Genomic DNA, 22,390 nt, shown 5'->3' with positions numbered 1-22,390 from the left:
GGGGCGCAAAGCGGCCCCAAATCACAGCACCGATGGATCAGCGCTTGTCTTCAACCTTCCAGGCATTGCCGTCGTAAAACGCCTTCCAACCGGTCGGCTTGCCATCGACCTCGGACTGCACGTACTGCTCCTTGGTCTTGCGGCTGTAACGAATCACCGCCGGGCGGCCATCCGGGTCTTTCTGCGGCGCATCGCACAGGAAGTGGTACTTCGGGTCAATCTCATGCTTGTGCGGCACAATCTCCAGCACCAGCGGCGCACGGGTTTCGCGGTTCTTGGGGAACTGGCTGGCAGCCAGGAACAACCCAGAAGCACCGTCGCGCAGCACGTAGGTATCATCGACCTTCTCGCACTTGAGCTCCGGCATGTCCACCTTGTCCATCTTCGGTGGCGCCGCCTCGCCGCTCTTGAGCAGCTTGCGGGTGTTCTTGCATGCCGGGTTGGTGCAGCCGAAGAACTTGCCGAAACGGCCGGTCTTCAATTGCATCTCGCTACCGCACTTGTCGCACTCCAGGCTCGGCCCTTCGTAACCCTTGATGCGGTAGTTGCCTTCTTCGATCTCGTAACCGACACAATCCGGGTTGTTACCGCAGATGTGCAGTTTGTGTTTCTCGTCCAGCAGGTAGGCGTCCATCGCGGTGGCGCAGATCGGGCAACGGTGCTTGCCCAGCAGTACGCGCGACTCCGACTCGCCCTCGTCGTCAGCAGCAATCTCGTCGCCCGGCACCAGGTTGACGGTAGCCTTGCAGCGCTCTTTCGGCGGCAGGCTGTAGCCAGAGCAGCCCAGGAACACACCCGTAGAAGCGGTGCGAATCATCATCGGCCGACCACATTCCTTGCATGGAATGTTGGTCATGGTCGGCTGGTTGGCGCGCATGCCGTCTTCACTGGACTCGGCAGTCTGCAGCTTTTTGCTGAAATCGCCGTAGAACTCGTCGAGCACATTCTTCCAGTCACGCTCGCCCTGGGCCACGTCGTCGAGGTTCTCTTCCATGTCGGCGGTAAAGCCGTAATCCATCAGGTTGGAGAAGCTCTCCGACAAGCGCTCGGTGACGATATCGCCCATCTTCTCGGAGTAGAAGCGGCGGTTGTGCAGCGTCACATAGCCACGGTCCTGGATGGTGGAAATGATCGCCGCGTAGGTCGATGGGCGGCCAATGCCGCGCTTTTCCATTTCCTTGACCAGGCTGGCTTCGGTAAAGCGTGCAGGCGGCTTGGTAAAGTGCTGGCTCGGGTCGATCTGGATCAGTTTCAGCGCTTCACCCTGAACCATCTCTGGCAGCACGTCGTCTTCGCCCGGCTTGCTCTGCTGTGGCAGCACACGGGTGTAGCCGTCGAACTTGAGGATGCGGCCCTTGGCACGCAGCTCGAAATCGCCGGCAGCGACGGTAACGCTGGTGGACAGGTACTGCGCTGGCGGCATCTGGCACGCCAGGAACTGGCGCCAGATCAGCTCGTACAGGCGCTCGGCGTCACGCTCCATGCCGCTGAGCTTGGTCGGGTGGGTATTCACGTCAGAAGGCCGAATCGCTTCGTGCGCCTCCTGGGCGCCCTCCTTGCTGCCGTAAACCAGTGGCGCCTCTGGCAGGTACTGCTTGCCGAACTCCCGTTCGATGTAGCTGCGTGCCATATCCAGGGCGTCAGCCGACAGGTTGGTCGAGTCGGTACGCATGTACGTGATGTAACCGGCTTCGTACAAGCGCTGGGCCATCATCATGGTTTTCTTCACGCCAAAGCCCAGGCGGTTACTGGCCGCTTGCTGCAAGGTGGACGTAATGAACGGTGCCGATGGCTTGCTGCTGGTCGGGCGGTCTTCGCGCTTGACCACGCTGTAGCTGGAAGCCTTGAGCTTTTCCAGTGCAGCCATGGCCTGAGCTTCGTTCAGCGGCTTGAAGGCCTCACCCTTCTCGCGCGCCACCTCGAAACGCACCTTGGCGTTCTTGGCGGTGCCGAGGTCGGCGTGGATCTCCCAGTACTCTTCCGGGATGAAGGCGCGGATCTCACGCTCACGCTCAACCACCAGCTTCACCGCCACCGACTGTACACGGCCAGCGGACAGACCACGGGCAATCTTGGCCCACAGCAGTGGCGAAACCATGTAACCGACCACGCGGTCGAGGAAACGCCGCGCCTGCTGGGCGTTGACCCGGTCGATGTCCAGCTCGCCTGGCTGCGAGAAGGCTTCCTGAATGGCCTTCTTGGTAATTTCGTTGAACACCACGCGCTTGTAGCGGGTGTCGTCACCCCCGATGGCCTCGCGCAGGTGCCAGGCAATGGCTTCCCCTTCGCGGTCCAAGTCGGTTGCGAGATAGATGGTGTCGGCATCCTTGGCCAGGCGGCGCAGCTCTTCGATCACCTTTTCCTTGCCAGGCAGGATCTCGTACTTGGCCTTCCAGCCATGGTCGGGGTCGACGCCCATGCGTGCCACCAGCTGGCGGCGGGCCTTCTCTTTCGGCGAAAGCGCCGGCGCCTCACCCGCAGCCTTGCCACGCTTGGCGGCCGGCTCTTTGCTCGCGCTGGCCGAACCGCTGGTGGGGAGGTCTCGGATATGGCCGATACTCGACTTCACCACGTACTGGTTGCCCAGGTACTTGTTGATGGTCTTGGCCTTGGCCGGGGATTCCACAATGACCAGCGATTTGCCCATGGATCGGAGTATTCCTGAATCTGAAGATAAAAAACGCGCCAAGTGCCAGACGCGGCACCGCTATATATAGTGGCAAAAGTGTGAGGTCAAGCTCGGACGATCACGCGTGCGACTTGCCCAGCAACCCGGGCAGCCCCTCTTCGGCCTTGACCAAAGCAAAGCGTGGCACCTGCTCGCCGTCAAATTCGACGGACTCCTGGAACATCGACAGGGGACGTACCCAGAAGCTGTAATCACCATACAGGCATTGGTAGAACACCATCCACTCTTCGGTTTCGGAGTGCCGCGCAACACTGAAGACACGGTACTCAGGCCCTTTGTAATGCCGGTATACGCCTGGTTGTATCTGCATGTTGCTCACCTCCTGAATAAAACCTGAAAAAACAAAACCGGGGCACTAGGCCCCGGCTGCTGTCCCGCTACGCGATCAGACGCGTTCGAAGACAGTGGTGATACCTTGGCCCAGGCCGACGCACATGGTCGCAACACCCAGCGTACCGCCATTTTGCTTCATGACGTTGAGCAGGGTGCCGGAAATCCGCGCCCCGGAGCAACCAAACGGGTGGCCCAAAGCAATGGCGCCGCCGTGCAGGTTAACCTTCTCATCCATCTTGTCGAGCACTTTCAAGTCTTTCAGCACGGGCAGGGCCTGTGCAGCGAAGGCTTCGTTGAGCTCGATGAAGTCGATATCGGCCATGGTCAAGCCCGCACGCTTGAGGGCTTTCTGGGTCGATGGCACCGGGCCGTAGCCCATGATTGCCGGGTCGACACCGGCCACTGCCATCGAACGGATCACCGCCAATGGCTGGATACCGAGGTCCATGGCACGCTGACCGGACATGACGATCATGCACGAGGCGCCGTCGGTGATCTGCGACGAGGTACCGGCCGTGACCGTACCGCCTTTCGGGTTGAATGCAGGCTTCAGCGATGCCAGGCCTTCGAGGGTGGTTTCCGGGCGAATGGTTTCGTCGAAATCGAACACCTTCAGGAAGCCGTTCTCGTCGTAGCCCTGCATCGGGATGATCTCGTCCTTGAACTTGCCTTCGACCGTGGCCTTGTGGGCCAGCTGGTGCGAACGCAAGCCGAACAGGTCCTGCTGCTCACGGGTGATGCCGTGCATCTTGCCGAGCATTTCTGCAGTCAGGCCCATCATCCCGGAAGCCTTGGCGGCATGCAAGGACAGGTGCGGGTTGGGGTCTACGCCATGCATCATGCTGACGTGGCCCATGTGCTCCACGCCACCGACCACGAACACATCACCGTTACCGGTCATGATCGCCTGAGCGGCCGTGTGCAGCGCGCTCATGGACGAGCCGCACAGGCGGCTGACGGTCTGCGCCGCGGAAGTGTGCGGGATCTGGGTCATCAGCGAGGCCATGCGGGCGATGTTCCAGCCCTGCTCCAGGGTCTGGTTGACGCAGCCCCAGATCACGTCCTCGACTTCTTTCGGGTCAACCTTGCCGTTGCGTTCCAGCAGCTTGCTGATCAGGTGCGCCGACATGTCTTCGGCGCGGGTGTTGCGGTGCATGCCACCCTTGGAGCGGCCCATTGGCGTGCGACCGAAGTCGACAATCACCACGTCTCTTGGATTCAGGCTCATATCAAATCTCTCGCTCTAGCTCGTTGACCGCTCAGTTGAAGAAGCGCTGGCCGTTCTTGGCCATTTCACGCAGCTTGGCGGTCGGGTGGTACAGCGGCCCCAGGTCGGCATACTGATCGGCCAGGGCGACGAATTCGGCCACACCGATCGAGTCGATGTAACGCAGCGCACCACCGCGGAAGGGAGGGAAACCAATGCCGTAGACCAGGCCCATGTCGGCTTCGGCAGCGGTTTCGACGATGCCGTCTTCCAGGCAACGCACGGTCTCCAGGCACAGCGGGACCATCATCCAGTTGATGATGTCTTCGTCAGTGACTTCACGCTGCTCGAACACGATCGGTTTGAGCACGTCGAGCACGGTGGCATCGAAAACCTTCTTCGGCTTGCCGCGCTTGTCGGTTTCGTAGGCGTAAAAGCCCTTGCCGTTCTTCTGGCCCAGGCGGTTGGCCTCGTACAACGCGTCGACTGCCGAGCGGCGCTCGTCCTTCATGCGATCCGGGAAGCCTTCGGCCATGACGTCACGGCCGTGGTGGCCGGTGTCGATGCCGACCACGTCCATCAAGTAGGCTGGACCCATCGGCCAGCCGAACTTCTCCATGACCTTGTCGATGCGCACGAAGTCGACACCGGCGCTGACCAGCTTGGCAAAACCGCCAAAGTACGGGAACAGCACGCGGTTGACCAAAAAGCCGGGGCAGTCGTTGACCACGATCGGGTTCTTGCCCATTTTCTTGGCGTAGGCCACGGTGGTGGCGACCGCCACTTCACTGGACTTCTCACCACGGATCACTTCCACCAGCGGCATCATGTGCACCGGGTTGAAGAAGTGCATGCCGACGAAGTTTTCCGGGCGCTTGAGCGCCTTGGCCAGCAGGTTGATAGAGATGGTAGAGGTGTTGGAAGCGAGGATCGCATCGTCCTTCACCTGGCCTTCCACTTCCGCCAGTACCGCTTGCTTGACCTTCGGGTTCTCGACCACTGCCTCGACGACGATGTCGACATTGGCAAAATCGCCATAGGACAGGGTCGGTCGAATGGCGTTGAGGGCCTCGGCCATCTTGGCTGGGGTCAGGCGGCCCTTCTCGACGCGGTTGCCAAGCAACTTGGAGGCCTCGTTCAGACCCAGCTGAATGGCTTCTTCGCGGATGTCTTTCATCAGGATCGGCGTACCTTTGACCGCCGACTGGTAGGCGATACCGCCGCCCATGATGCCGGCGCCGAGCACGGCGGCCTGCTTCACGTCGTGGGCGATCTCGTCATGCGCCTTGGCCTTGCGCTTGAGTTCCTGATCGTTGAGGAACAAGCCGATCAGGCTCTCGGCGACCGAGGTCTTGGCCAGCTTGGCAAAGCCTGCGGCTTCAACTTCCAGGGCCTTGTCGCGACCGAAGTTGGCGGCTTTCTGGATGCTCTTGATCGCTTCGACCGGGGCCGGGTAGTTCGGGCCGGCCTGGCCAGCGACGAAGCCCTTGGCCGTCTCGAAGGCCATCATCTGCTCGATGGCATTGAGCTTGAGCTTTTCCAGCTTCGGCTGGCGCTTGGCCTTGTAGTCCAGCTCGCCACTGATGGCACGCTTGATCAGGTCGAGGGCACCGGCCAGCAGCAGCTCAGGGGCGACCACCGCGTCGACGGCCCCCACTTTCAGGGCGTCTTCGGCACGGTTTTCCTTGCCGGCGGCGATCCACTCGATGGCGTTGTCCGAGCCGATCAGGCGCGGCAGGCGCACGGTACCGCCAAAGCCCGGGTAGATACCCAGCTTGACTTCCGGCAGGCCGATCCTGGCGCTGGTGGACATGACCCGGTAGTCGGCCGCCAGGCACATTTCCAGGCCGCCGCCCAGCGCGATGCCGTTGATGGCGGCAACGGTCGGCACTTCGAGGTCTTCGAAGGCGTTGAAGATACGATTGGCTTCCAGGTTGCCGGCGACCAGTTCGGCCTCAGGCAGCTTGAAGTTGTCGACGAACTCGGTGATGTCGGCGCCGACGATGAACACGTCCTTGCCACTGCTGACGATCACGCCTTTGACCGAGGCATCGGCCTGGATGGCATCGACGGCCTGGCGCAGCTCGTTCAGGGTAAGGCGGTTGAACTTGTTGACGGACTCACCCTTGAGGTCGAACTTGAGCTCGACGATGCCACTTTCAAGAGCCTTAACCGTGATGGCTTTACCTTCGTAAATCATCAACTGATCTCCACGATATGGAAGCTGAACTGTACACGCCGATCACTGCAGCAGAAGCAGGCCTAAGCTGCCTTGCCCCAGGCACACCCGTCAGCGCGCTAGTCGGAAGTATGGCTTGGCGTCATGACATACAAACGCTCAATTCATACGCCCGTTTGATTTGGGTGTGCACACATTCTCCGAAAAGATGGGCGTTGTCAAATGCTCACGAGCACGGCGAAAACGCGACTTTCCAGTCATTTTCTATCGTCCGGGTACAAAACATGATGACAGTGATCGCCGGTCATTCATGTCAGCGATTGACCACAAGCATTGGCTGACGGCTTTGCGCTTGCGCGGCGAGCCAGTGCGACTACACTGGCACTTGCTTGAATGAATAACCCGGCCTGCCTGGCCTTTTCTGCGCAGCAGAACGCAAAGCGGCGACTTGGCACCCCACCCCTTCAGGGTTATGCCGAGCCGCCGCTTTGTCGTTGCAGAACAGATTGACCAGCCTGGATGCCCCCGTAGGAGCGGGTTTACCCGCGAAGCAGGCACCGCGGAGCTTGGCACCAACTCTGCCGGTGTTCGCAAGTGTCTCCTCGCCTACAGGAGTCGCGCATGGGCGGCGCTCAAGCCAAGGTTTCGAGGGCGTAGGCAACATCCTGCAACACAGCAGTATCGCCACGTTCGGTCCAGTACAGGGCAATCATCCGCGCATCGGCCTCGACCTTGTACACACTCGCCGGCAAGCGCGACAACGCGCCCATGAAACGTGGGTCTTCGCAGGGCTCGCGCCACTGGTTCCACCACACCCCGGGGCTGACCTGCCAGAAGCTGAAGCTGTCCTCATGCCCACGGCGCCGGGCTCTGTGATACTGCGGGCAGGGGCTTGGCGGCTCCTTTTCCAGCCAGTGCGGCCACTGCTGCGGCGCCAGTTGCATGGCCAAACCCATGCGCCGCGCCTCCAGGCGCAACTTCATCTGCTCGCTCTGCTTGCGCGAGCTGCGCAGCCAGGAAAGCGGGCTGAGAATCAGCGCAAGGATTGACACCACCAGCAATACCGTCATATCAGTAGTTCCCATAAAGCGTTGCAAATGAGCTGGTTAGCCATTTTTCACGGAAGACCCGCCCGAAAGCGACCATACTTCTTCTATCGCGATTGCCAGGAGTACCGCTCATGGAATACGAACATTTGTTGGTCGCCGTCGACCTGACCGAAGAATGCGACCCGGTGATCAAGCGCGCCATGGCGCTCGCCAAACCTTCGAACGCCAAGGTATCGCTGGTGCATATCGTCGAGCCGATGGCGATGGCATTCGGCGGTGACGTGCCGATGGACCTGTCGCAGCTGCAACAGCAGCAGTTCGACCAAGCCAAGGAGCGCATGGAACGCCTGTTCAACAAGTACCCGGACATCCAGCGTGGCGATTCGCATCTGACCTACGGCCAACCGCGCCAGGAAATCCACCAGCTGGCCAAGGAGCAAAAGTGCGACCTGATCGTGGTGGGCAGCCATGGCCGTCATGGCCTGGCGTTGCTGTTGGGGTCCACGGCCAATGATGTGCTGCACGGTGCGCCGTGTGACGTGCTGGCGGTACGCTTGCTGAAGAAGGATTGACTGGACCTGAACCCGCCTCTTCGCGGGCCAGCCCGCGCCTGCAAGGGTATGGCAATCCCTGCAGGTGCGGCTTTACCCGCGAAGAGGCCGGAACAGGCTAACGCCAATCAGCCTTCCAGCTCAGCCCAGCGCTCCACCAATACATCCAGCTCGCCCTGCAGCTTCTCGATCCGTGCCAGCACCGCCGAAGTTTCTGCAATCGGCCGCTGATAGAAGCCCGCCGCATTCACTTCTTCCTGGGCTTCAGCCATACGCTGCTCCAGCTCATCAATCTGCCCCGGCAGCATCTCCAGCTCACGCTGCAGCTTGTAGCTCAGCTTCTTCTTCGAAGCGTCTTCCACCACCGGCGCCGCAACAGGCTCAGGCTTGGCCTCGACCTTCTCCACTACCGCGCTGTTGAGCGCAGACTTACCGCCCTTGCTCTCGGTCACACCCAGCAGCTTCGGCGAGCCGCCCTGGCGAATCCAGTCCTCGTAACCGCCCACATACTCACGCACCTTGCCCTCGCCTTCGAACACCAGGGTGCTGGTCACGACGTTGTCGAGGAAGGCCCGGTCGTGGCTGACCATCAGCACGGTGCCCTTGTAGTTGGACAGCACCTCTTCCAGCAGCTCGAGGGTTTCCACGTCCAGGTCGTTGGTCGGTTCGTCGAGTACCAGCAGGTTGGCCGGCTTGCTGAACAGCTTGGCCAGCAGCAACCGTGCACGCTCACCACCCGACAACGCCTTGACCGGCGTACGCGCGCGCTGGGGGCTGAACAGGAAGTCGCCCAGGTAGCTCAGCACGTGGCGGTTCTGGCCATCGATCTCGATGAAATCACGGCCTTCGGCCAGGTTGTCGATTACGGTCTTTTCCAGGTCGAGCTGGTGGCGCATCTGGTCGAAATAGGCCACCTCAAGCTTGGTGCCGCGCTCCACTTTGCCCGCAGTGGGCTCAAGGTCGCCCAGCATCATCTTGAGCAACGTGGTCTTGCCAGTGCCGTTTGCGCCCAGCAGACCGATGCGATCCTGCCGCTGCAGGACCATGGAAAAGTCCTTGACCAGCAGGGGGCCGTCCGCGTGATGGAAGCTGACATTTTCCAGCACCATCACCTGCTTGCCGGATTTGTCCGCGGCTTCGATCTGGATGTTGGCCTTGCCCTGTCGTTCACGGCGCTCGCCACGCTCCACACGCAGGGCCTTCAGTGCACGCACGCGGCCTTCGTTGCGGGTACGGCGGGCCTTGATACCCTGGCGGATCCACACTTCTTCCTGGGCCAGGCGCTTGTCGAACAGCGCGTTGGCGGTTTCTTCGGCGGCCAGTGCGGCCTCCTTGTGCACCAGGAAGCTGGCGTAGTCACCGTTCCAGTCGATCAGGCCGCCGCGGTCCAGTTCGAGGATACGGGTGGCCAGGTTCTGCAGGAACGAACGGTCGTGGGTGATGAACAATACCGCGCCGTTGAAGCCACGCAGGGCCTCTTCGAGCCAGGCGATGGCACCGATGTCCAGGTGGTTGGTCGGTTCGTCGAGCAGCAGCAGGTCGGGCTCGGACACCAGCGCCTGGGCCAGCAGTACGCGGCGGCGCCAGCCACCGGACAGCTCGGCCAGGGTCTTGTCGGCCGGCAGCTGCAGGCGGCTGAGTGTGCTTTCCACCACCTGTTGCAGGCGCCAGCCGTCGCGGGCTTCCAGCTCGTGCTGGACGTGCATGAGTTTTTCCAGGTCTTCATCGCCCTGGATGTTCATGCTCAGGTGGTGGAACTGCGCCAGCAATTCGCCCACGCCGTCCAGACCAGCGGCTACCACGTCGAACACCGTGCGCTCGTCGGCCACCGGCAGCTCCTGTGGCAACTCACCGATCTTCAGGCCAGGCGCTCGCCAGATTTCACCGTCGTCGCCCTTCTGCTCGCCCTTGACCAGGCGCAGCATGCTCGACTTGCCGGTGCCGTTGCGGCCGATGATGCACACCCGCTCGCCACGAGCGATCTGCCAGGACACTTTGTCCAGCAGCGGCATGGCGCCGAATGCGAGGGACACATCGCTGAATTTGAGCAGGGTCATGTTCGTCTCCATAAATCGGGCGCGCATTCTACCTGACTTGGCCTTCGACGGCATCCGCCAGGCCAACCAGTGAGCACCTGGTGACATCTGGTCGAACTTAATATCCCGATACAAGCACAGTGCTTTCACCCACTGCCGGCAAACAGCTAAGCTAAGGCAATAGCTTTCAATAGTGCTGGCTCCGCCGACACTTCCCATGGTTCAACTGCCCGGACGTATCATGCGCAGCCGCCTGTTACATATCGCATCCTGCCTGCTGCTTACCGCTGCCACCTGCGCAGCGCAGGCCACCGACCTGACCCTGCAACGCCAGTACTATGACGAGGCCAAGCGAGCGCTGGCCAAAGGCGACAAAGGCCCGTACCTGCGCTATGCCCAGGCCTTGAGCGACTACCCGCTGACGCCCTACCTGGTCTACGACGAACTCACCGCCCGCCTGAAGAGTGCCAGCAACCAGGAAATCGAAGGTTTCCTTGCCAAGCATGGCGACCTGCCCCAGGCCAACTGGATGAAACTGCGCTGGTTGCGCTGGCTGGCCGAACGCGGCGAGTGGGATACCTTCGTCAAGTACTACGACCCCAAGCTCAACTTCACCGAACTGGACTGCCTCAACGGCCAATACCAGCTCAGCCACGGCCTGCGCGCCGAAGGTTACGCCACCGCCGACAAGCTGTGGAGCGTCGGCAAATCGCAACCTGCCGCCTGCGACACGCTGTTCGGCATGTGGGCAGCCGAAGGCCAACTGACCGAGGCCAAGCGCTGGGAACGCACCAAGCTGGCCGCCCAGGCGCGCAACTACGGCCTGGCCAACACCCTGGTCAAGACCCTGACCACCCTCGGCCCGCAGGGGCGCCTGCTGATCGACGTCGCGCAGAAGCCCGAGCTGCTCAACCAGCCGTCGCGCTTTACCCCGGTCAACGAGGCCATGTCCGACGTGGTCAGCCTCGGCCTTCGTCGCCTGGCCCGGCAGGACCCGGAGCGGGCCATGGCGCTGCTCGACGATTACGCCCAGCGCATGCACTTCTCGCGTGACGAAAAGGTGGCCATCGCCCGCGAAATCGGCCTGACCCTCGCACGCCGCTACGACCCACGCGCGCTCGACCTGATGACCCGCTATGACCCCGAGCTGCGTGACAACACTGTCAGCGAATGGCGCCTTCGCCTGCTGCTGCGCCTGGGCCGCTGGGAGGACGCCTACGAGCTGACCAAACGCCTTCCCCAGGACCTGGCCAGCACCAGCCGCTGGAAGTACTGGCAGGCTCGCAGCCTGGAGCTGGCACAGCCAAACAACCCGCAGATCCCGCTGCTTTACAAGACCGCAGCGCGTGAGCGTGACTTCTATGGCTTCCTCGCCGCCGATCGGGCACAGACACCCTACCAGCTGAACAACAAGCCGCTGCTGCTGAGCCCACAACTGGTCAAGAAGGTCCGCAACACGCCCGGCATCCAGCGCGCACTGGAATTCCACGCCCGCGGCCAGATCGTCGACGGCCGCCGTGAGTGGTACCACGTCAGCCGCCACTTCACCCGTGACGAAATGGTTGCGCAGGCACGCCTGGGTTATGAGCTGCGCTGGTACTTCCCAGCCATCCGCACCATCAGCCAGGCCCAGTACTGGGACGACCTGGACATCCGCTTTCCCATGGCCCACCGCGACACGCTGGTGCGTGAAGCCAAGGTTCGCGGCCTGCATTCGAGCTGGGTATTCGCCATCACTCGCCAGGAAAGCGCCTTTATGGAGGACGCACGCTCACCCGTGGGCGCCAGCGGCTTGATGCAACTGATGCCGGCCACGGCCAAAGAAACCGCACGCAAGTTCAGCATCCCGCTGGCCTCACCGGCGCAAGTGCTGAACCCGGACAAGAACATCCAGCTGGGTGCGGCCTACCTGAGCCAGGTACACAGCCAGTTCAACGGCAACCGGGTGCTGGCTTCGGCAGCCTACAACGCCGGCCCCGGGCGCGTGCGACAGTGGCTCAAAGGGGCCAAGCACCTGAGCTTCGATGTGTGGGTGGAGTCGATCCCGTTCGACGAAACACGCCAGTATGTTCAGAACGTGCTGTCGTATTCGGTGATCTACGGGCAGAAGCTGAATTCACCGCAGCCACTGGTGGATTGGCATGAACGGTATTTCGATGACATGTGATTGCTGTTGAGCCTGTACCGGCCTCTTCGCGGGTGAACCCGCGCCTACAAGGGTTACGCGGTCGTTGTAGGAGCGGGTTCACCCGCGAAGAGGCCGGCACAGGCAACACACCTATTCCAGGATTTCTACTTCCATCCCCACCTCCAGCCACCCACTGCCATCCACAGCCAGGTTCTGGCCGAACAGCACGTCGCCTTCTTTTTCGCGGAAAGTCTTCAGCGTAGCCATCGGCTCACGGTCAGCGCTACGCTCCCCGGTGGCTGGATCGATGGTCGTGAAGATGCACCGCACACTGGGCTTGAGCACGCGAAACACCAAGCTGCCGATGCGAATCCGCTTCCAGGCATCCTCGGCAAACGGCTCCGCGCCCTGCACCACCAGGTTGGGCCGAAAGCGCCGCATCGACATGGGCCGGCCAATACGCCGGTTAAGCTCGTCCAGCGAGCCCTGCCCAATCAGCAGCAAGGGGAAGCCATCCGGAAACGCCGCACGGTCACTGTTGAAGCCGTAACCATTGGGCAGGTAACGCGCACGCTGCTCCGGGCAATGCACCAGGCGTACGGCTTTGCCCAGCAACTCACTCAACCAGGCCGCTGCGGCATCGCCAGCGTCCGGCACACGCAGGGTATCGCGCCAGATCGTCACGCCGCGCAGAGCGTCATCGGCAGGCGGTACAGGCACCCGCAACGGCGCCTGTCCAGGGGCTTGCAGCAGCAACTGGCCGCTGTCGTCATCGCTCGCGTCGATCTGGCCAAGTTGTGGCCAGGCACGCTGGGTCAGGAAGCGTCCGTTTTCTTCCTCGACCACCATCCAGCGCCGGTCGCCTTGCAACCCCAGCAACCCCACCGGTGATGCCTTCAGGCTTTGCGCCTGCCCCGACTTCACCGGGTATCGATACAACTCACTGAGAAACATCCCTGCTGCCTCGCTTCATGCCAAAAGCCAAGCTTATACCTGGCCGGCACAACGTTCACGCGGCGGTGGTATCCAGCAGCAGGCGCTGCTTGACCACATCGACCAGGCGATCAGGCTGGAACTTGGAAAGGAAGTTGTCACAGCCCACCTTCTTCACCATGGACTCGTTGAAACTGCCCGACAGCGAAGTGTGCAGCACCACATAGAGCTGGCGCAGACGGGCATCGCTGCGGATCTCGGTGGTCAGCCGATAGCCGTCCATTTCCGGCATTTCTGCATCGGTGAACACCATCAGCAGCTTTTCGCACACGTCCTCGCCGGCGTCGGCCCAGCCCTTGAGCATGCGCAGCGCCTTCAGGCCATCACTGGCCACGTGCAGCTTCATGCCCAACTGAGACAGGGTATCGCGCAATTGCGCCAAGGCCACACTGGAGTCGTCCACCAGCAGCACTTCGCGGCCGCGGGCCCGGGCCAGCACTGGGTCGGCGAGCTTGTCGCCAGAAACCCGGGCGTTGTAGGGCACGATTTCGGCCAGCACCTTTTCCACGTCGATCACTTCCACCAGCTTCTCATCAACCTTGGTGATGGCAGTCAGGTAGTGCTGGCGACCGGCACTGGAAGGCGGCGGCATGATCGACTCCCAGTTCATGTTGACGATGCGGTCGACACCGCCCACCAGGAAGGCCTGCACCGAGCGGTTGTATTCGGTGACGATGATGGTGCTGTCCGGCCCCGGCTGTAGCGGGCGCATACCGATCGCCTGAGACAGGTCGATCACCGGCAGGGTCTGCCCACGCAGGTTGACCACACCACAGACATAGGCGTGGCGCTGGGGCATCAGGGTCAGCTTGGGCAGTTGCAGTACTTCCTGCACCTTGAACACGTTGATCGCGAACAGCTGGCGACCGGCCAGACGAAACATCAGAATTTCCAGGCGGTTCTCACCCACCAGTTGCGTGCGTTGGTCTACCGTGTCGAGAATGCCAGCCATTGGAAAGCCCCCAGGCTTGAGTCTTAAAAGGTGAAATCATCTACCCTGTATCGGCGGCTTCACGCACACCTTGACCCCTGCGGGAAAATGCCGCGCAGATAATTGATATCACTTTACCATCATGCTTTACTGCCGACACGCCAGGGCAAATCAGGGGCACAACAAAAGTTCCCTACCCTAGCCCTTGATCAGGGAAACCCTTAGCGGCAATCGGGTGCAACCTGATGTTCGCGATATCCTTTAGCCATTAATGTGACGCCATTCTCATTGCATGAATGGAGTCAGGCTTTTGCTAGCTATCGTTTCGGCGTGCCCGCCCCCTGCGCCTACCCCACGCGCGGGGACTTGATGATGGACACTGCCTTATCGTTCGATGACGCCCTGCAGGGCTTCCTGCTGGATGCCCAGGTACTGCTGACCCAGGCCCAGGAATGCCTGCAGCATCTGGAGCTTATAGACAATGACCCGGATGCCTGCAGTTGCCTGAACAACACCCTCGACACTATCGCCCGTCAAGCTACGCGCCTGGGCCTGCGTGAAGTCGCCCACTACACCACCGCCCTGCAACAGTTGCTCGCCCCGGCCTGTCACGGTGGTTGCCTGCAGCGTGAAGCCCTACCCGCCATAGGGGCATGCCTGACCTTGCTGGCCTGGCAGTTGGAGCTGGTCGATAGCCGTACAGGGCGGCTGAACCTGGACATCGGCGAGCAACTGGTGTTGCTGGGTGAATTGGCCAAAGTCGTACAAGCACCCTTTGCGCCAGCCTGCGCGTCCTGCGATGAAGAAGGCAGCGCGTGCATTCACCCGCACAGTGACGTGGCAACCGGCAACCGCCCCAGCCGCTCTAATCGCATGCATTAACCTGACGCAAAGTGCAACTAAGCAACTTGATTGAAACCCGACCATGGTCGAACTTGGAAAGTTCACCAGGCTTTCGGTGCATGCCGTTGAATCATTGCCGCGCTAGTTACAGCACAAGTGGGTACAGCGCGATTAAAGGGTGGCACTTTGCTACCCGAAAAGGCCCGACCAGTAGGCGTTTCAACGCGTTACACGGCCGCGACCAATGCAATGCAAAGTGATAATATGCGCCCCCACAAACGCTTGCTGCCGGAACAACGGTGGCAAGAATGCGTGTTCGAAAAAACATCGAAAGTACTGCGCCAAAGCCTCTGACCAGCATTGTGCAAGGCCTCCATCAGCAATACTTCAGTGGCCTCCCTACCTATGTTTCCACGCTTGAAGACTTCTTTGCATTGCTGCTCCCGCGCCGCCGTGCTGCGTTGGGCAACGGTCGGGCTTTGCGTGGCCTCACTGGTTGCCAACATGGCGCTATACCTGGCCAACCAGACAATCCCGGCCACCCTGCTGGTGCTGCAGTTGGTCGCCACGCTGGGTGCTGTTGTACAACTGGGCCTGAGCGCCAGGTCGATCCACCTGCGCCCGGCCGAGCTGGCCGAGCGCATGCTCAAGGTGCAAGAAGACGAGCGTCAGCATCTGAGCCGGGAACTGCACGACGACATCGGCCAACTGCTCACCGCTGCCAAGCTGCAACTGCAGTGGCTGCAACGGCGCATGCCCGAAGACTTGCAGGGGCACTGCGAGGCCCTGCGCAGCACGCTGGATGACACCCTCGGTAACGTGCGCGATGTTTCCGCGCTGCTCAACCCCCGGCAGTTGGCCAGCCTTGGCCTGGAGGCCAGCCTGCGCGCGCACCTGGTACGCACCCTGGCCAGCAGCGGCGTGCACTGGAGCCTGGCGTGCAACCAGCGCCTGGGCGGCATCGACGAAGCCGTGGCCATGGCGGTGTTCCGTATTACCCAGGAGGCAGTGACCAACATGCTGCGCCACGCCCAGGCACACAACCTGGTCATCCGCCTGCAACGCACCCCTGAGGGGCTGGCGTTGTCGATCCACGACGATGGTCGTGGTTTCGCCCCTGCCCGGCACCCGGCCGAGGCCGGTCAGCGCGGCTTGGCCGGCATGCAGGAGCGGGTAATCGCGCTGCAGGGCAGCCTCGACATCACCAGTCAGCCTGGCCGAGGCACACAGATCGAAGCGATGTTCCCGTGGTCCCCGCGCACTCAGCAACGCGCCAGGAGTATTACCAACCATGACCTGTAGACTACTGCTGGTAGATGACCACTCGCTGATCCGCGCCGGGGTGCGTGCACTGGTCTGCGATATCCCCGGCTATGACGTGGTCGGCGAAGCCGACGACGGCAGCCAGCTACTCGACCAGGTACGCACACTGGCGCCCGACATCATCTTGCTGGACATCTCCATGCGTTCGACCAGCGGCCTGGACGCCCTCACCCAACTGCGGGCCAGCGGCAGTACCTGCAAAGTGCTGATCCTGTCCATGCACACCGACCCGGACCTGATCATGCGGGCCCTGGAAAGCGGTGCCCACGGCTACCTGCTCAAGGACACCAGCGCCACCGAGCTGGAACAGGCGCTGGGTGCCGTACGCCACGGTGAGCGCTACCTCAGCCCGGCCATCGCCCACACCGTCATCAACCAGGCGCTGCGGCACACCAAACTAGGCAAGCAAAGCGCTGGCGAACGGCATAATCTGACTTCACGGCAGCTTGAGATCCTCCGCCTGATCGTGCGCGGCAAGTCCACCCGGGAAATCGCGGCAGGCCTGGGACTGTCGATCAAGACCGTGGAAACTCACCGCTCACAAATCATGAAGCGCCTGCAGATTCACGACGTGGCCGGCTTGGTGCTGTTCGCCGTACGCGAAAAAATCATCAGCCTGGATGACTGAGCAACGGTGACCCGGCCGGCAGGTGCAGGTGCAACGCCGCCGGCCTTGCCTGAAAGCGCAGGTTGGCAGCTTGCAACGGCTCGCCATCGAGGTTGATGTCCAACCCTTGCGAACTCTTGATCTCGACCCATGGCAGCCTGGCCCGAACGAACAGGCCGTCACCGCCCAACAGGTCCCGCAGAGCCCCCACCACTTCCTGTGGTGCAGGCAGAATAGCGACGTCAAGCAAACCGTCGTTGACCATGGCTTCGGGGCACAGCACCTGCCCGCCCCCAGCCTGTCGGCCATTGCCGATACCCAGCGCCAGCAAATCCCCTTGCCAGTGGAAGCCTGGCCCTTGTAGCTCTACCGAAGCCGCCTGTAGCTCACTGAAGCGGGATAACCCGGTGAACAGGTAGGCGGCAGCGCCCAGCACTTTCTTGAGGTCTTCGGAGGTATTGGCGGTGACCTGGCTGCCAAAGCCACCCGTGGCCATGTTGAGGAACAACTGATCGCCAGCCTGCCCCAAGTCTATTGGTTGTGGCGCGATATTCAGCAAGGCCAGCGCCGACGCTGGCTCCAGGGGGATGCCAGCGGCTTTGGCGAAATCGTTGGCCGTCCCCAATGGCAACAAGGTCAGGCTGGCGTTGGTAGCAGCCAAGCCCATGGCCTCGGCCACATCCCGCAACGTGCCGTCCCCGCCACCGGCGACGATATGGCTGTAACCCGCCGCCAGTGCCTCGGCGACCAGCCGTTGGGCGTCGCCCGCCTCCCAGGTAACCCGTACATCCAGCACCCAGCCGCTATCGCGCAGGTCGCGCACGGCGCTGCGCACGTCTTCGTTCATCGCCTGCTTGCCGTGCAGCACCAACATTGCCTTGCGCCCTTGCATGTGCGCGTCTCCGTAAAGTGGACCACCCCCTATCTCGACCACTGGCCCACCCGGATCGTTGCATGCCCTGGAAAAAACAGTGTGCCGGCGCCAGGCCTGCAACTGGTCACGTCGCCGGTCATTTTTTCCACACCTGACAATCCCGGCTATGCTCAGCAAATACCCCTATTGCCATGGACGCGCCCGGCAGTGGCTCCCCCACTGCTCCCAACGGGCGCGTTTTGCTATCTGCAGCCTTTCGCGAGGACTTCGGGTCATGCGCATTCTCTGGACACTGCCCTACCTGCCTTGGCCGACCACCAGCGGCCACAAGACCCGGCAATACCATCTGCTGCGCGCACTGGCCCAGCGCGGCCACCGGATTACCCTGCTGGTGCAGTCGAAGATCCCTCTCTGCGACGCAGCACGTGAGGCCCTTGAGCCCCTACTCGAACGCCTGATCGTGCTACCCCGCAGACCGCTGCACAGCCCACTCAACCTGCTGGCTTCACCCATCATCGACTACCCCATGCGGGCTATCATCAATGGCCTGGCGCCTTGCCTGCGGCACCGGTTCGAGCAACTGCTGGACGAACCCTGGGACGTGATCCAGATTGAGCACAGTTACAGCTTCCAGCCGTTCGAAAAAGCCCTGCAGGCCCGCAGGCTGCCCTACATGCTTAGCGAGCACACCCTGGAGTCGGTAATGGGCGGCGCCTGCCACGATCGCCTGCCGCTGTGGCTGCGCCCGCTCAACGCCTTCGACCGCTGGCGCTACCGGCGCTGGGAGCACCGTGTGCTGCGTCAGCCCACCGAACTGGTGGCAGTCAGCGCCCATGATGCCGAGCTGATCGCGCAGATCAGCGGGCGCCCGGTGAATGTGGTGATTAACGGCGTGGACTGTGATTTCTACCAGCAGGTGCAACCTGCGCTGCACAGCCAGCGTCTGTTGTTCGTCGGCAATTTCGAATATGGCGCCAATCTGGAGGCCATCGAATGGGCACTGGACGACATCATGCCGAAGGTGTGGATGAGCAACCCGGCGGTGCGCCTGGCGATTGCCGGGCACGCCATGCCGGCCAACTGGAAGCTTCACTGGAACGACCCACGCATTGAATGGTTCGGCTACCGCCCCGACCTGCGTGAACTGCAACGACGTTCAGCACTGTTCTTTGCCCCCCTGCGCTATGCCGGTGGCTCGAAGGTGAAAATCCTCGAAGCGATGGCCGCCGGCTTACCCGTGATCACCACCGACAAGGGCGTTTCAGGCCTGACCGTGAACAACGGCGAACACTACTTGGGCAGTGACGACGGTGATCAACTGGCATTGCTGATCACCCAGCTGCTCAATCAGCCCTGGCGCATGAGCCAGTTGAGCGCCGCCGGGCGCCAGTTTGCCCGCCAGCGCCACGACTGGAGCGTGGCTGCCCAACAACTGGAGAATGTGCACATACGCCTGACCCAGGCGGCACCGGCCGAGGCCGCGCCGCTGGCCAGTGCCTGGCTGGGCCGCTCAGCCAAGTAGCTCGCTGAAGGGGATGAATGGCACGATGTCGCCCTGCTTCGGCGTGCTGCCTTCACGCACTTCCACCAGGCCCTCCGCCCAGGCTGCGCTGCGCAGCACACCCGAGCTCTGGTTCTTGTAGATGCGCACTCGGCCCTGTTCGATGCGCGCGCGCAGGTATTCGCGACGCGTACCCGGCTTGGGCCAGTCAAACCCTGCCGGCATGTCGAACCGCAACGGCGTGACGTCAATCACACCCTGACGACGCAGCAGGTAGGGCCTGGTCAGCAGACCGAAGGTGACCAAGGTCGAGGCGGGGTTGCCCGGCAAGCCAATCACCGGCACGCCCTGGAAGTGGCCGAAGGTCAGCGGCTTGCCCGGCTTGATCGCCAGCTTCCACAACGCCAGTTCGCCGGCCTCGCGCAGGGCGGCACCGAGGTAGTCGGCCTCGCCCACCGAGACGCCTCCGGTGGACAGAATCAGGTCTACGCCACCCAGTTCAGCCAGGCAGGCGCGAGTGCGGGCCAGGTCATCCGGCAGGATGCCGGCATCGACCACTTCGCAACCCAGCCGCTGCAACCAGCTGACCAGCAGCCTGCGGTTGCTGTTGTAGATCTGCCCAGGCCCGAGCGGCAGGCCTGGCTCGACCAGTTCGTCGCCGGTGGACAGCACCGCCACTTTTACCTTGCGCACCACGTCCAGACGGCCATGCCCCAAGGTCGCCGCCAGGCCCAGTTCGATCGGCCCAAGGCGGGTGCCGGCGCTCATCACCTGCTCGCCCTTGCGGGTCTCCTGACCTTGAGGGCGTATGTTCTGCTCGGTGCGCAACGCTTCGAGAAAGCGCACCCGGCCATCTTCGAGTACTTCGGTGTTTTCCTGCATCTCGACGCAGTCGGCCCCCTCCGGCACAGGCGCGCCGGTGAAGATCCGCGCGCAGGTACCCGGTTGCAGCGGCTGGGGCGCATGGCCGGCGAAAATACGCTGGCTGACCGGCAGCGGCTGGCCCTGCCAATCAGCCAGGCGCAAGGCATAACCGTCCATGGCGCTGTTCGGCCAAGGCGGCAGGTCGAGGGAGGCCACCAGGTCAGTGGCCAGCACGCGGCCTTCGGCTTCGGCCAGCGGCAGGTTTTCGGTCTCGCGGATCGGTGCAGCTTCGGCCAGCGCCAGCAGTTGCTCCAGCGCCTGTTCCACCGGCATCAGCGGCCGGGCCTGGCTGACCTCAGCCACGGCTGTCACAGGCCGCTGCCTGCTTCAGGTGCGCCACGAAGTTGCACGGGCGATGACGGGCATCAAGCTGCTCGGCAAGGATGCCATCCCAACCGGTGCGCACAGCGTTGGTCGAGCCCGGCAGGCAGCACACCAGCGTGCCGTTGGCCAGCCCGGCCAAGGCTCGCGATTGCACGGTGGAGGTGCCAATGTCGGCCACGGAAATCTGCCGGAACAACTCACCAAAGCCGTCCACTTGCTTGTCCAGCAGGCAGGCCACCGCCTCGGGGGTGCTGTCGCGGCCAGTAAACCCGGTACCGCCGGTAATCAGCACCACTTGCACGCTGTCATCGGCAATCCAGGTGGCAACCTGGGCTCGGATCTTGTACAGGTCATCCTTGAGCAGCACGCGCTCGGCAAGGCGGTGACCGGCGGCGCTCAGGCGGTCGACGAACATCTGGCCAGAGGTGTCGGTGTCGAAGGTACGGGTGTCGCTGACCGTGAGTACGGCGATGCTTAGCGCCACGAAGGGGGTATCTGCCTTGGCTTTCATGGGTGTCCGTCACAACAGGATGAGATGGACGCAGTTATATCACAGCGCACCTTTTCCAGCGTTGCCCCCCTCAGCCTTGCCTTGGGTCAAGAGAACGAATTAATCGCTATGCTGCACTTGGAGTGAACTTGCACTAACGTCCTGCGTCATAAAAGTCATCTAGCACCATCGCACTTGGAGAAACACGATGATCAAACGGACCCTACCCGCCTTCCTGCTTGCCTTGGGTTTGGGCGCCCTTGCTGGCTGCTCGACCCCAACCGTCATTACCCTGAACGATGGCCGGGAGATCCAGGCAACCGACAAACCGTCCTACGACGAAGACTCTGGCTTCTATGAATTCGAGCAACTCGACGGCAAGCGCACGCGCCTGAACAAGGACCAGATCCGCACCGTCAAAGAGCTCTGATCAAGGCCCCGTTCAGGCCATGGCCCTTTAAACAACAAGGGCTTGCGGGCAAAAACGGGATGCAGTAGGATTTTGGTCATCGGAGTGTAGCGCAGCCAGGTAGCGCGTCTCGTTCGGGACGAGAAGGCCGCAGGTTCGAATCCTGTCTCTCCGACCAAATCCTTGTCAAAAAGCCCGCCTTGCGCGGGCTTTTTGTTGTGTGCGAAAAATACGTCAGTGCGCCGCTTCAGCCTCCAGGGGCACATGCAACCCCTGCAGACCCAGTCAGGCGGTCAGCCGGGAGGTGACTTCGCCCAACTGCCCTGACAAACCATGCAGGCGCTGCCCCGCCTGCTCGGTATGCTGCACCGCTTCCTGGTTGGCCGTGGCAATCCGGGTAATTTCGATCAGGTTACGCGAGATATCTTCGGCCACGCTGGTCTGCTCCTCGGCCGCAGTGGCGATTTGCCGGTTCATGTCGCGGATCGCCTCCACCGCCTGAGTGATACGCTGCAGCATCTGCCCGGCCTGCTCGACCTGCTCAGCCCCTTCCTGGCTGCGTTGCTGGCCGCTTTCGATGGCCTTGACCGCCTCCACCGCCCCTGACTGTACCGCTTCGATGATCTGGTGAATTTCTGCAATCGACGCTGCCGTGCGCTGGGCCAGGCTGCGCACTTCATCGGCGACCACCGCAAAACCACGCCCGGCTTCGCCCGCACGGGCCGCTTCGATGGCCGCGTTAAGCGCCAGCAGGTTGGTCTGCTCAGCAATGCCGCGGATCACTTCCAGCACTTTGCCTATACGTGTGCTGTCATGCTCCAGGTCGCGAATTACCGACGCCGTGCCGGCAATTTCGCGGTTGACCAACCCGATGATGTCGATGGTCTGCTGCATCACCTGCTCACCCGCCTGGGCGCTGTGGTCGGCGTCATCGGCCGCACGGGCAGCCTCGGCGGCGTGGCGAGCGACCTCTTGGGCAGTGGCGGACATTTCGTGCAT

At 62.2% G+C, this 22,390-nt stretch carries 19 protein-coding genes and 1 tRNA gene; 8 read left to right on the top strand and 12 right to left on the bottom strand.

All coding sequences use genetic code 11. The annotated features are described in order from the left end of the window. Positions 1-37 precede the first annotated feature (37 nt). From topA to BJQ17_RS17595, 5 genes are all read right to left on the bottom strand, one after another. Complete coding sequence (gene topA / locus BJQ17_RS17615) at positions 38-2,647, bottom strand: type I DNA topoisomerase (RefSeq protein WP_003248770.1); 2,610 nt, start codon at positions 2,645-2,647, stop codon at positions 38-40. Between the two features lie 100 nt (positions 2,648-2,747). Beyond that, a complete protein-coding gene (locus BJQ17_RS17610; RefSeq protein ID WP_003248769.1) occupies positions 2,748-2,999 on the bottom strand; it encodes a DUF1653 domain-containing protein in 252 nt (83 codons plus the stop codon). 75 nt (positions 3,000-3,074) lie between these two features. Then, positions 3,075-4,250, bottom strand: coding sequence for an acetyl-CoA C-acyltransferase FadA (gene fadA / locus BJQ17_RS17605; protein ID WP_003248768.1), 1,176 nt, complete (start codon positions 4,248-4,250; stop codon positions 3,075-3,077). Positions 4,251-4,281: 31 nt separating this feature from the next. Further along, entirely contained in the window at positions 4,282-6,429 is a 2,148-nt protein-coding gene (fadB, locus tag BJQ17_RS17600; RefSeq protein ID WP_003248763.1) for a fatty acid oxidation complex subunit alpha FadB, read from the bottom strand. Between the two features lie 611 nt (positions 6,430-7,040). After that, complete coding sequence (locus BJQ17_RS17595; RefSeq protein WP_003248762.1) at positions 7,041-7,478, bottom strand: hypothetical protein; 438 nt, start codon at positions 7,476-7,478, stop codon at positions 7,041-7,043. Between the two features lie 110 nt (positions 7,479-7,588). On the opposite strand from BJQ17_RS17595, the gene BJQ17_RS17590 reads away from it, so the two are divergent. Continuing rightward, positions 7,589-8,029 carry a universal stress protein gene (locus BJQ17_RS17590; RefSeq protein WP_003248761.1) on the top strand — a complete coding sequence of 147 codons (441 nt, stop codon included), beginning with the start codon at positions 7,589-7,591 and terminating at the stop codon, positions 8,027-8,029. Between the two features lie 107 nt (positions 8,030-8,136). Here BJQ17_RS17590 and BJQ17_RS17585 read toward each other — a convergent pair whose 3' ends face one another. Further along, the gene (locus BJQ17_RS17585) at positions 8,137-10,065 is read right to left on the bottom strand and encodes an ATP-binding cassette domain-containing protein (RefSeq protein WP_003248759.1); all 1,929 of its coding nucleotides are present in this window, start codon (positions 10,063-10,065) and stop codon (positions 8,137-8,139) included. A gap of 220 nt (positions 10,066-10,285) precedes the next feature. On the opposite strand from BJQ17_RS17585, the gene BJQ17_RS17580 reads away from it, so the two are divergent. Next, complete coding sequence (locus BJQ17_RS17580; RefSeq protein WP_003248757.1) at positions 10,286-12,211, top strand: transglycosylase SLT domain-containing protein; 1,926 nt, start codon at positions 10,286-10,288, stop codon at positions 12,209-12,211. Positions 12,212-12,322: 111 nt separating this feature from the next. On the opposite strand, the gene BJQ17_RS17575 is transcribed toward BJQ17_RS17580, so the two are convergent. Both BJQ17_RS17575 and BJQ17_RS17570 read right to left on the bottom strand, forming a co-directional pair. Further along, complete coding sequence (locus tag BJQ17_RS17575) at positions 12,323-13,126, bottom strand: MOSC domain-containing protein (RefSeq protein ID WP_014859340.1); 804 nt, start codon at positions 13,124-13,126, stop codon at positions 12,323-12,325. Positions 13,127-13,181: 55 nt separating this feature from the next. Then, the gene (locus BJQ17_RS17570; RefSeq protein WP_003248753.1) at positions 13,182-14,117 is read right to left on the bottom strand and encodes a chemotaxis protein CheV; all 936 of its coding nucleotides are present in this window, start codon (positions 14,115-14,117) and stop codon (positions 13,182-13,184) included. A gap of 351 nt (positions 14,118-14,468) precedes the next feature. Between BJQ17_RS17570 and BJQ17_RS17565 the strand changes: the two genes are divergently transcribed. The 3 genes from BJQ17_RS17565 to BJQ17_RS17555 all read left to right on the top strand — a co-directional run bounded on the left by BJQ17_RS17565 (position 14,469) and on the right by BJQ17_RS17555 (position 16,890). Continuing rightward, positions 14,469-14,978 (top strand): hypothetical protein, encoded by a 510-nt coding sequence (locus BJQ17_RS17565; protein ID WP_003248752.1) that lies wholly within the window; start codon positions 14,469-14,471, stop codon positions 14,976-14,978. Between the two features lie 366 nt (positions 14,979-15,344). Beyond that, positions 15,345-16,241 (top strand): sensor histidine kinase, encoded by an 897-nt coding sequence (locus BJQ17_RS17560; RefSeq protein WP_014859338.1) that lies wholly within the window; start codon positions 15,345-15,347, stop codon positions 16,239-16,241. Beyond that, positions 16,231-16,890: a response regulator transcription factor gene (locus BJQ17_RS17555; RefSeq protein ID WP_003248748.1), complete on the top strand. Its 660-nt coding sequence runs from the start codon at positions 16,231-16,233 to the stop codon at positions 16,888-16,890. The genes BJQ17_RS17560 and BJQ17_RS17555 overlap by 11 nt, the downstream gene beginning before the upstream one ends. Here BJQ17_RS17555 and yegS read toward each other — a convergent pair. Next, the gene (yegS, locus tag BJQ17_RS17550) at positions 16,874-17,761 is read right to left on the bottom strand and encodes a lipid kinase YegS (protein WP_003248746.1); all 888 of its coding nucleotides are present in this window, start codon (positions 17,759-17,761) and stop codon (positions 16,874-16,876) included. The two genes, BJQ17_RS17555 and yegS, sit on opposite strands and share 17 nt — an antisense overlap. A 256-nt stretch (positions 17,762-18,017) precedes the next feature. On the opposite strand from yegS, the gene BJQ17_RS17545 reads away from it, so the two are divergent. Next, entirely contained in the window at positions 18,018-19,265 is a 1,248-nt protein-coding gene (locus BJQ17_RS17545; RefSeq protein WP_003248745.1) for a glycosyltransferase family 4 protein, read from the top strand. Here the strand turns inward: BJQ17_RS17545 and glp are convergent. Together glp and moaB are read right to left on the bottom strand one after the other, a co-directional pair. Then, positions 19,254-20,480, bottom strand: a complete 1,227-nt coding sequence (gene glp / locus BJQ17_RS17540; RefSeq protein ID WP_003248742.1) for a gephyrin-like molybdotransferase Glp — start codon at positions 20,478-20,480, stop codon at positions 19,254-19,256. The two genes, BJQ17_RS17545 and glp, sit on opposite strands and share 12 nt — an antisense overlap. Continuing rightward, on the bottom strand, positions 20,464-21,003 hold the full coding sequence (gene moaB / locus BJQ17_RS17535; RefSeq protein ID WP_003248741.1) for a molybdenum cofactor biosynthesis protein B: 540 nt from the start codon (positions 21,001-21,003) through the stop codon (positions 20,464-20,466). The genes glp and moaB overlap by 17 nt, the downstream gene beginning before the upstream one ends. 187 nt (positions 21,004-21,190) lie before the next feature. Here moaB and BJQ17_RS17530 point away from each other — a divergent pair, with 187 nt between their 5' ends. Next, positions 21,191-21,412 carry a YgdI/YgdR family lipoprotein gene (locus tag BJQ17_RS17530; protein WP_003248738.1) on the top strand — a complete coding sequence of 74 codons (222 nt, stop codon included), beginning with the start codon at positions 21,191-21,193 and terminating at the stop codon, positions 21,410-21,412. Positions 21,413-21,492: 80 nt separating this feature from the next. After that, positions 21,493-21,569, top strand: a tRNA-Pro gene (locus BJQ17_RS17525). A gap of 107 nt (positions 21,570-21,676) precedes the next feature. Here the strand turns inward: BJQ17_RS17525 and BJQ17_RS32590 are convergent. Further along, positions 21,677-22,390 (bottom strand): methyl-accepting chemotaxis protein, encoded by a 714-nt coding sequence (locus tag BJQ17_RS32590; protein WP_371044502.1) that lies wholly within the window; start codon positions 22,388-22,390, stop codon positions 21,677-21,679.

Source organism: Pseudomonas sp. NBRC 111139, assembly GCF_001753955.1.
GTDB classification, from domain to species: Bacteria; Pseudomonadota; Gammaproteobacteria; order Pseudomonadales; family Pseudomonadaceae; genus Aquipseudomonas; species Aquipseudomonas alloputida.
Note: the sequence above shows the minus strand (reverse complement) of the source record. Positions and strands in the feature narration are given on the sequence as shown.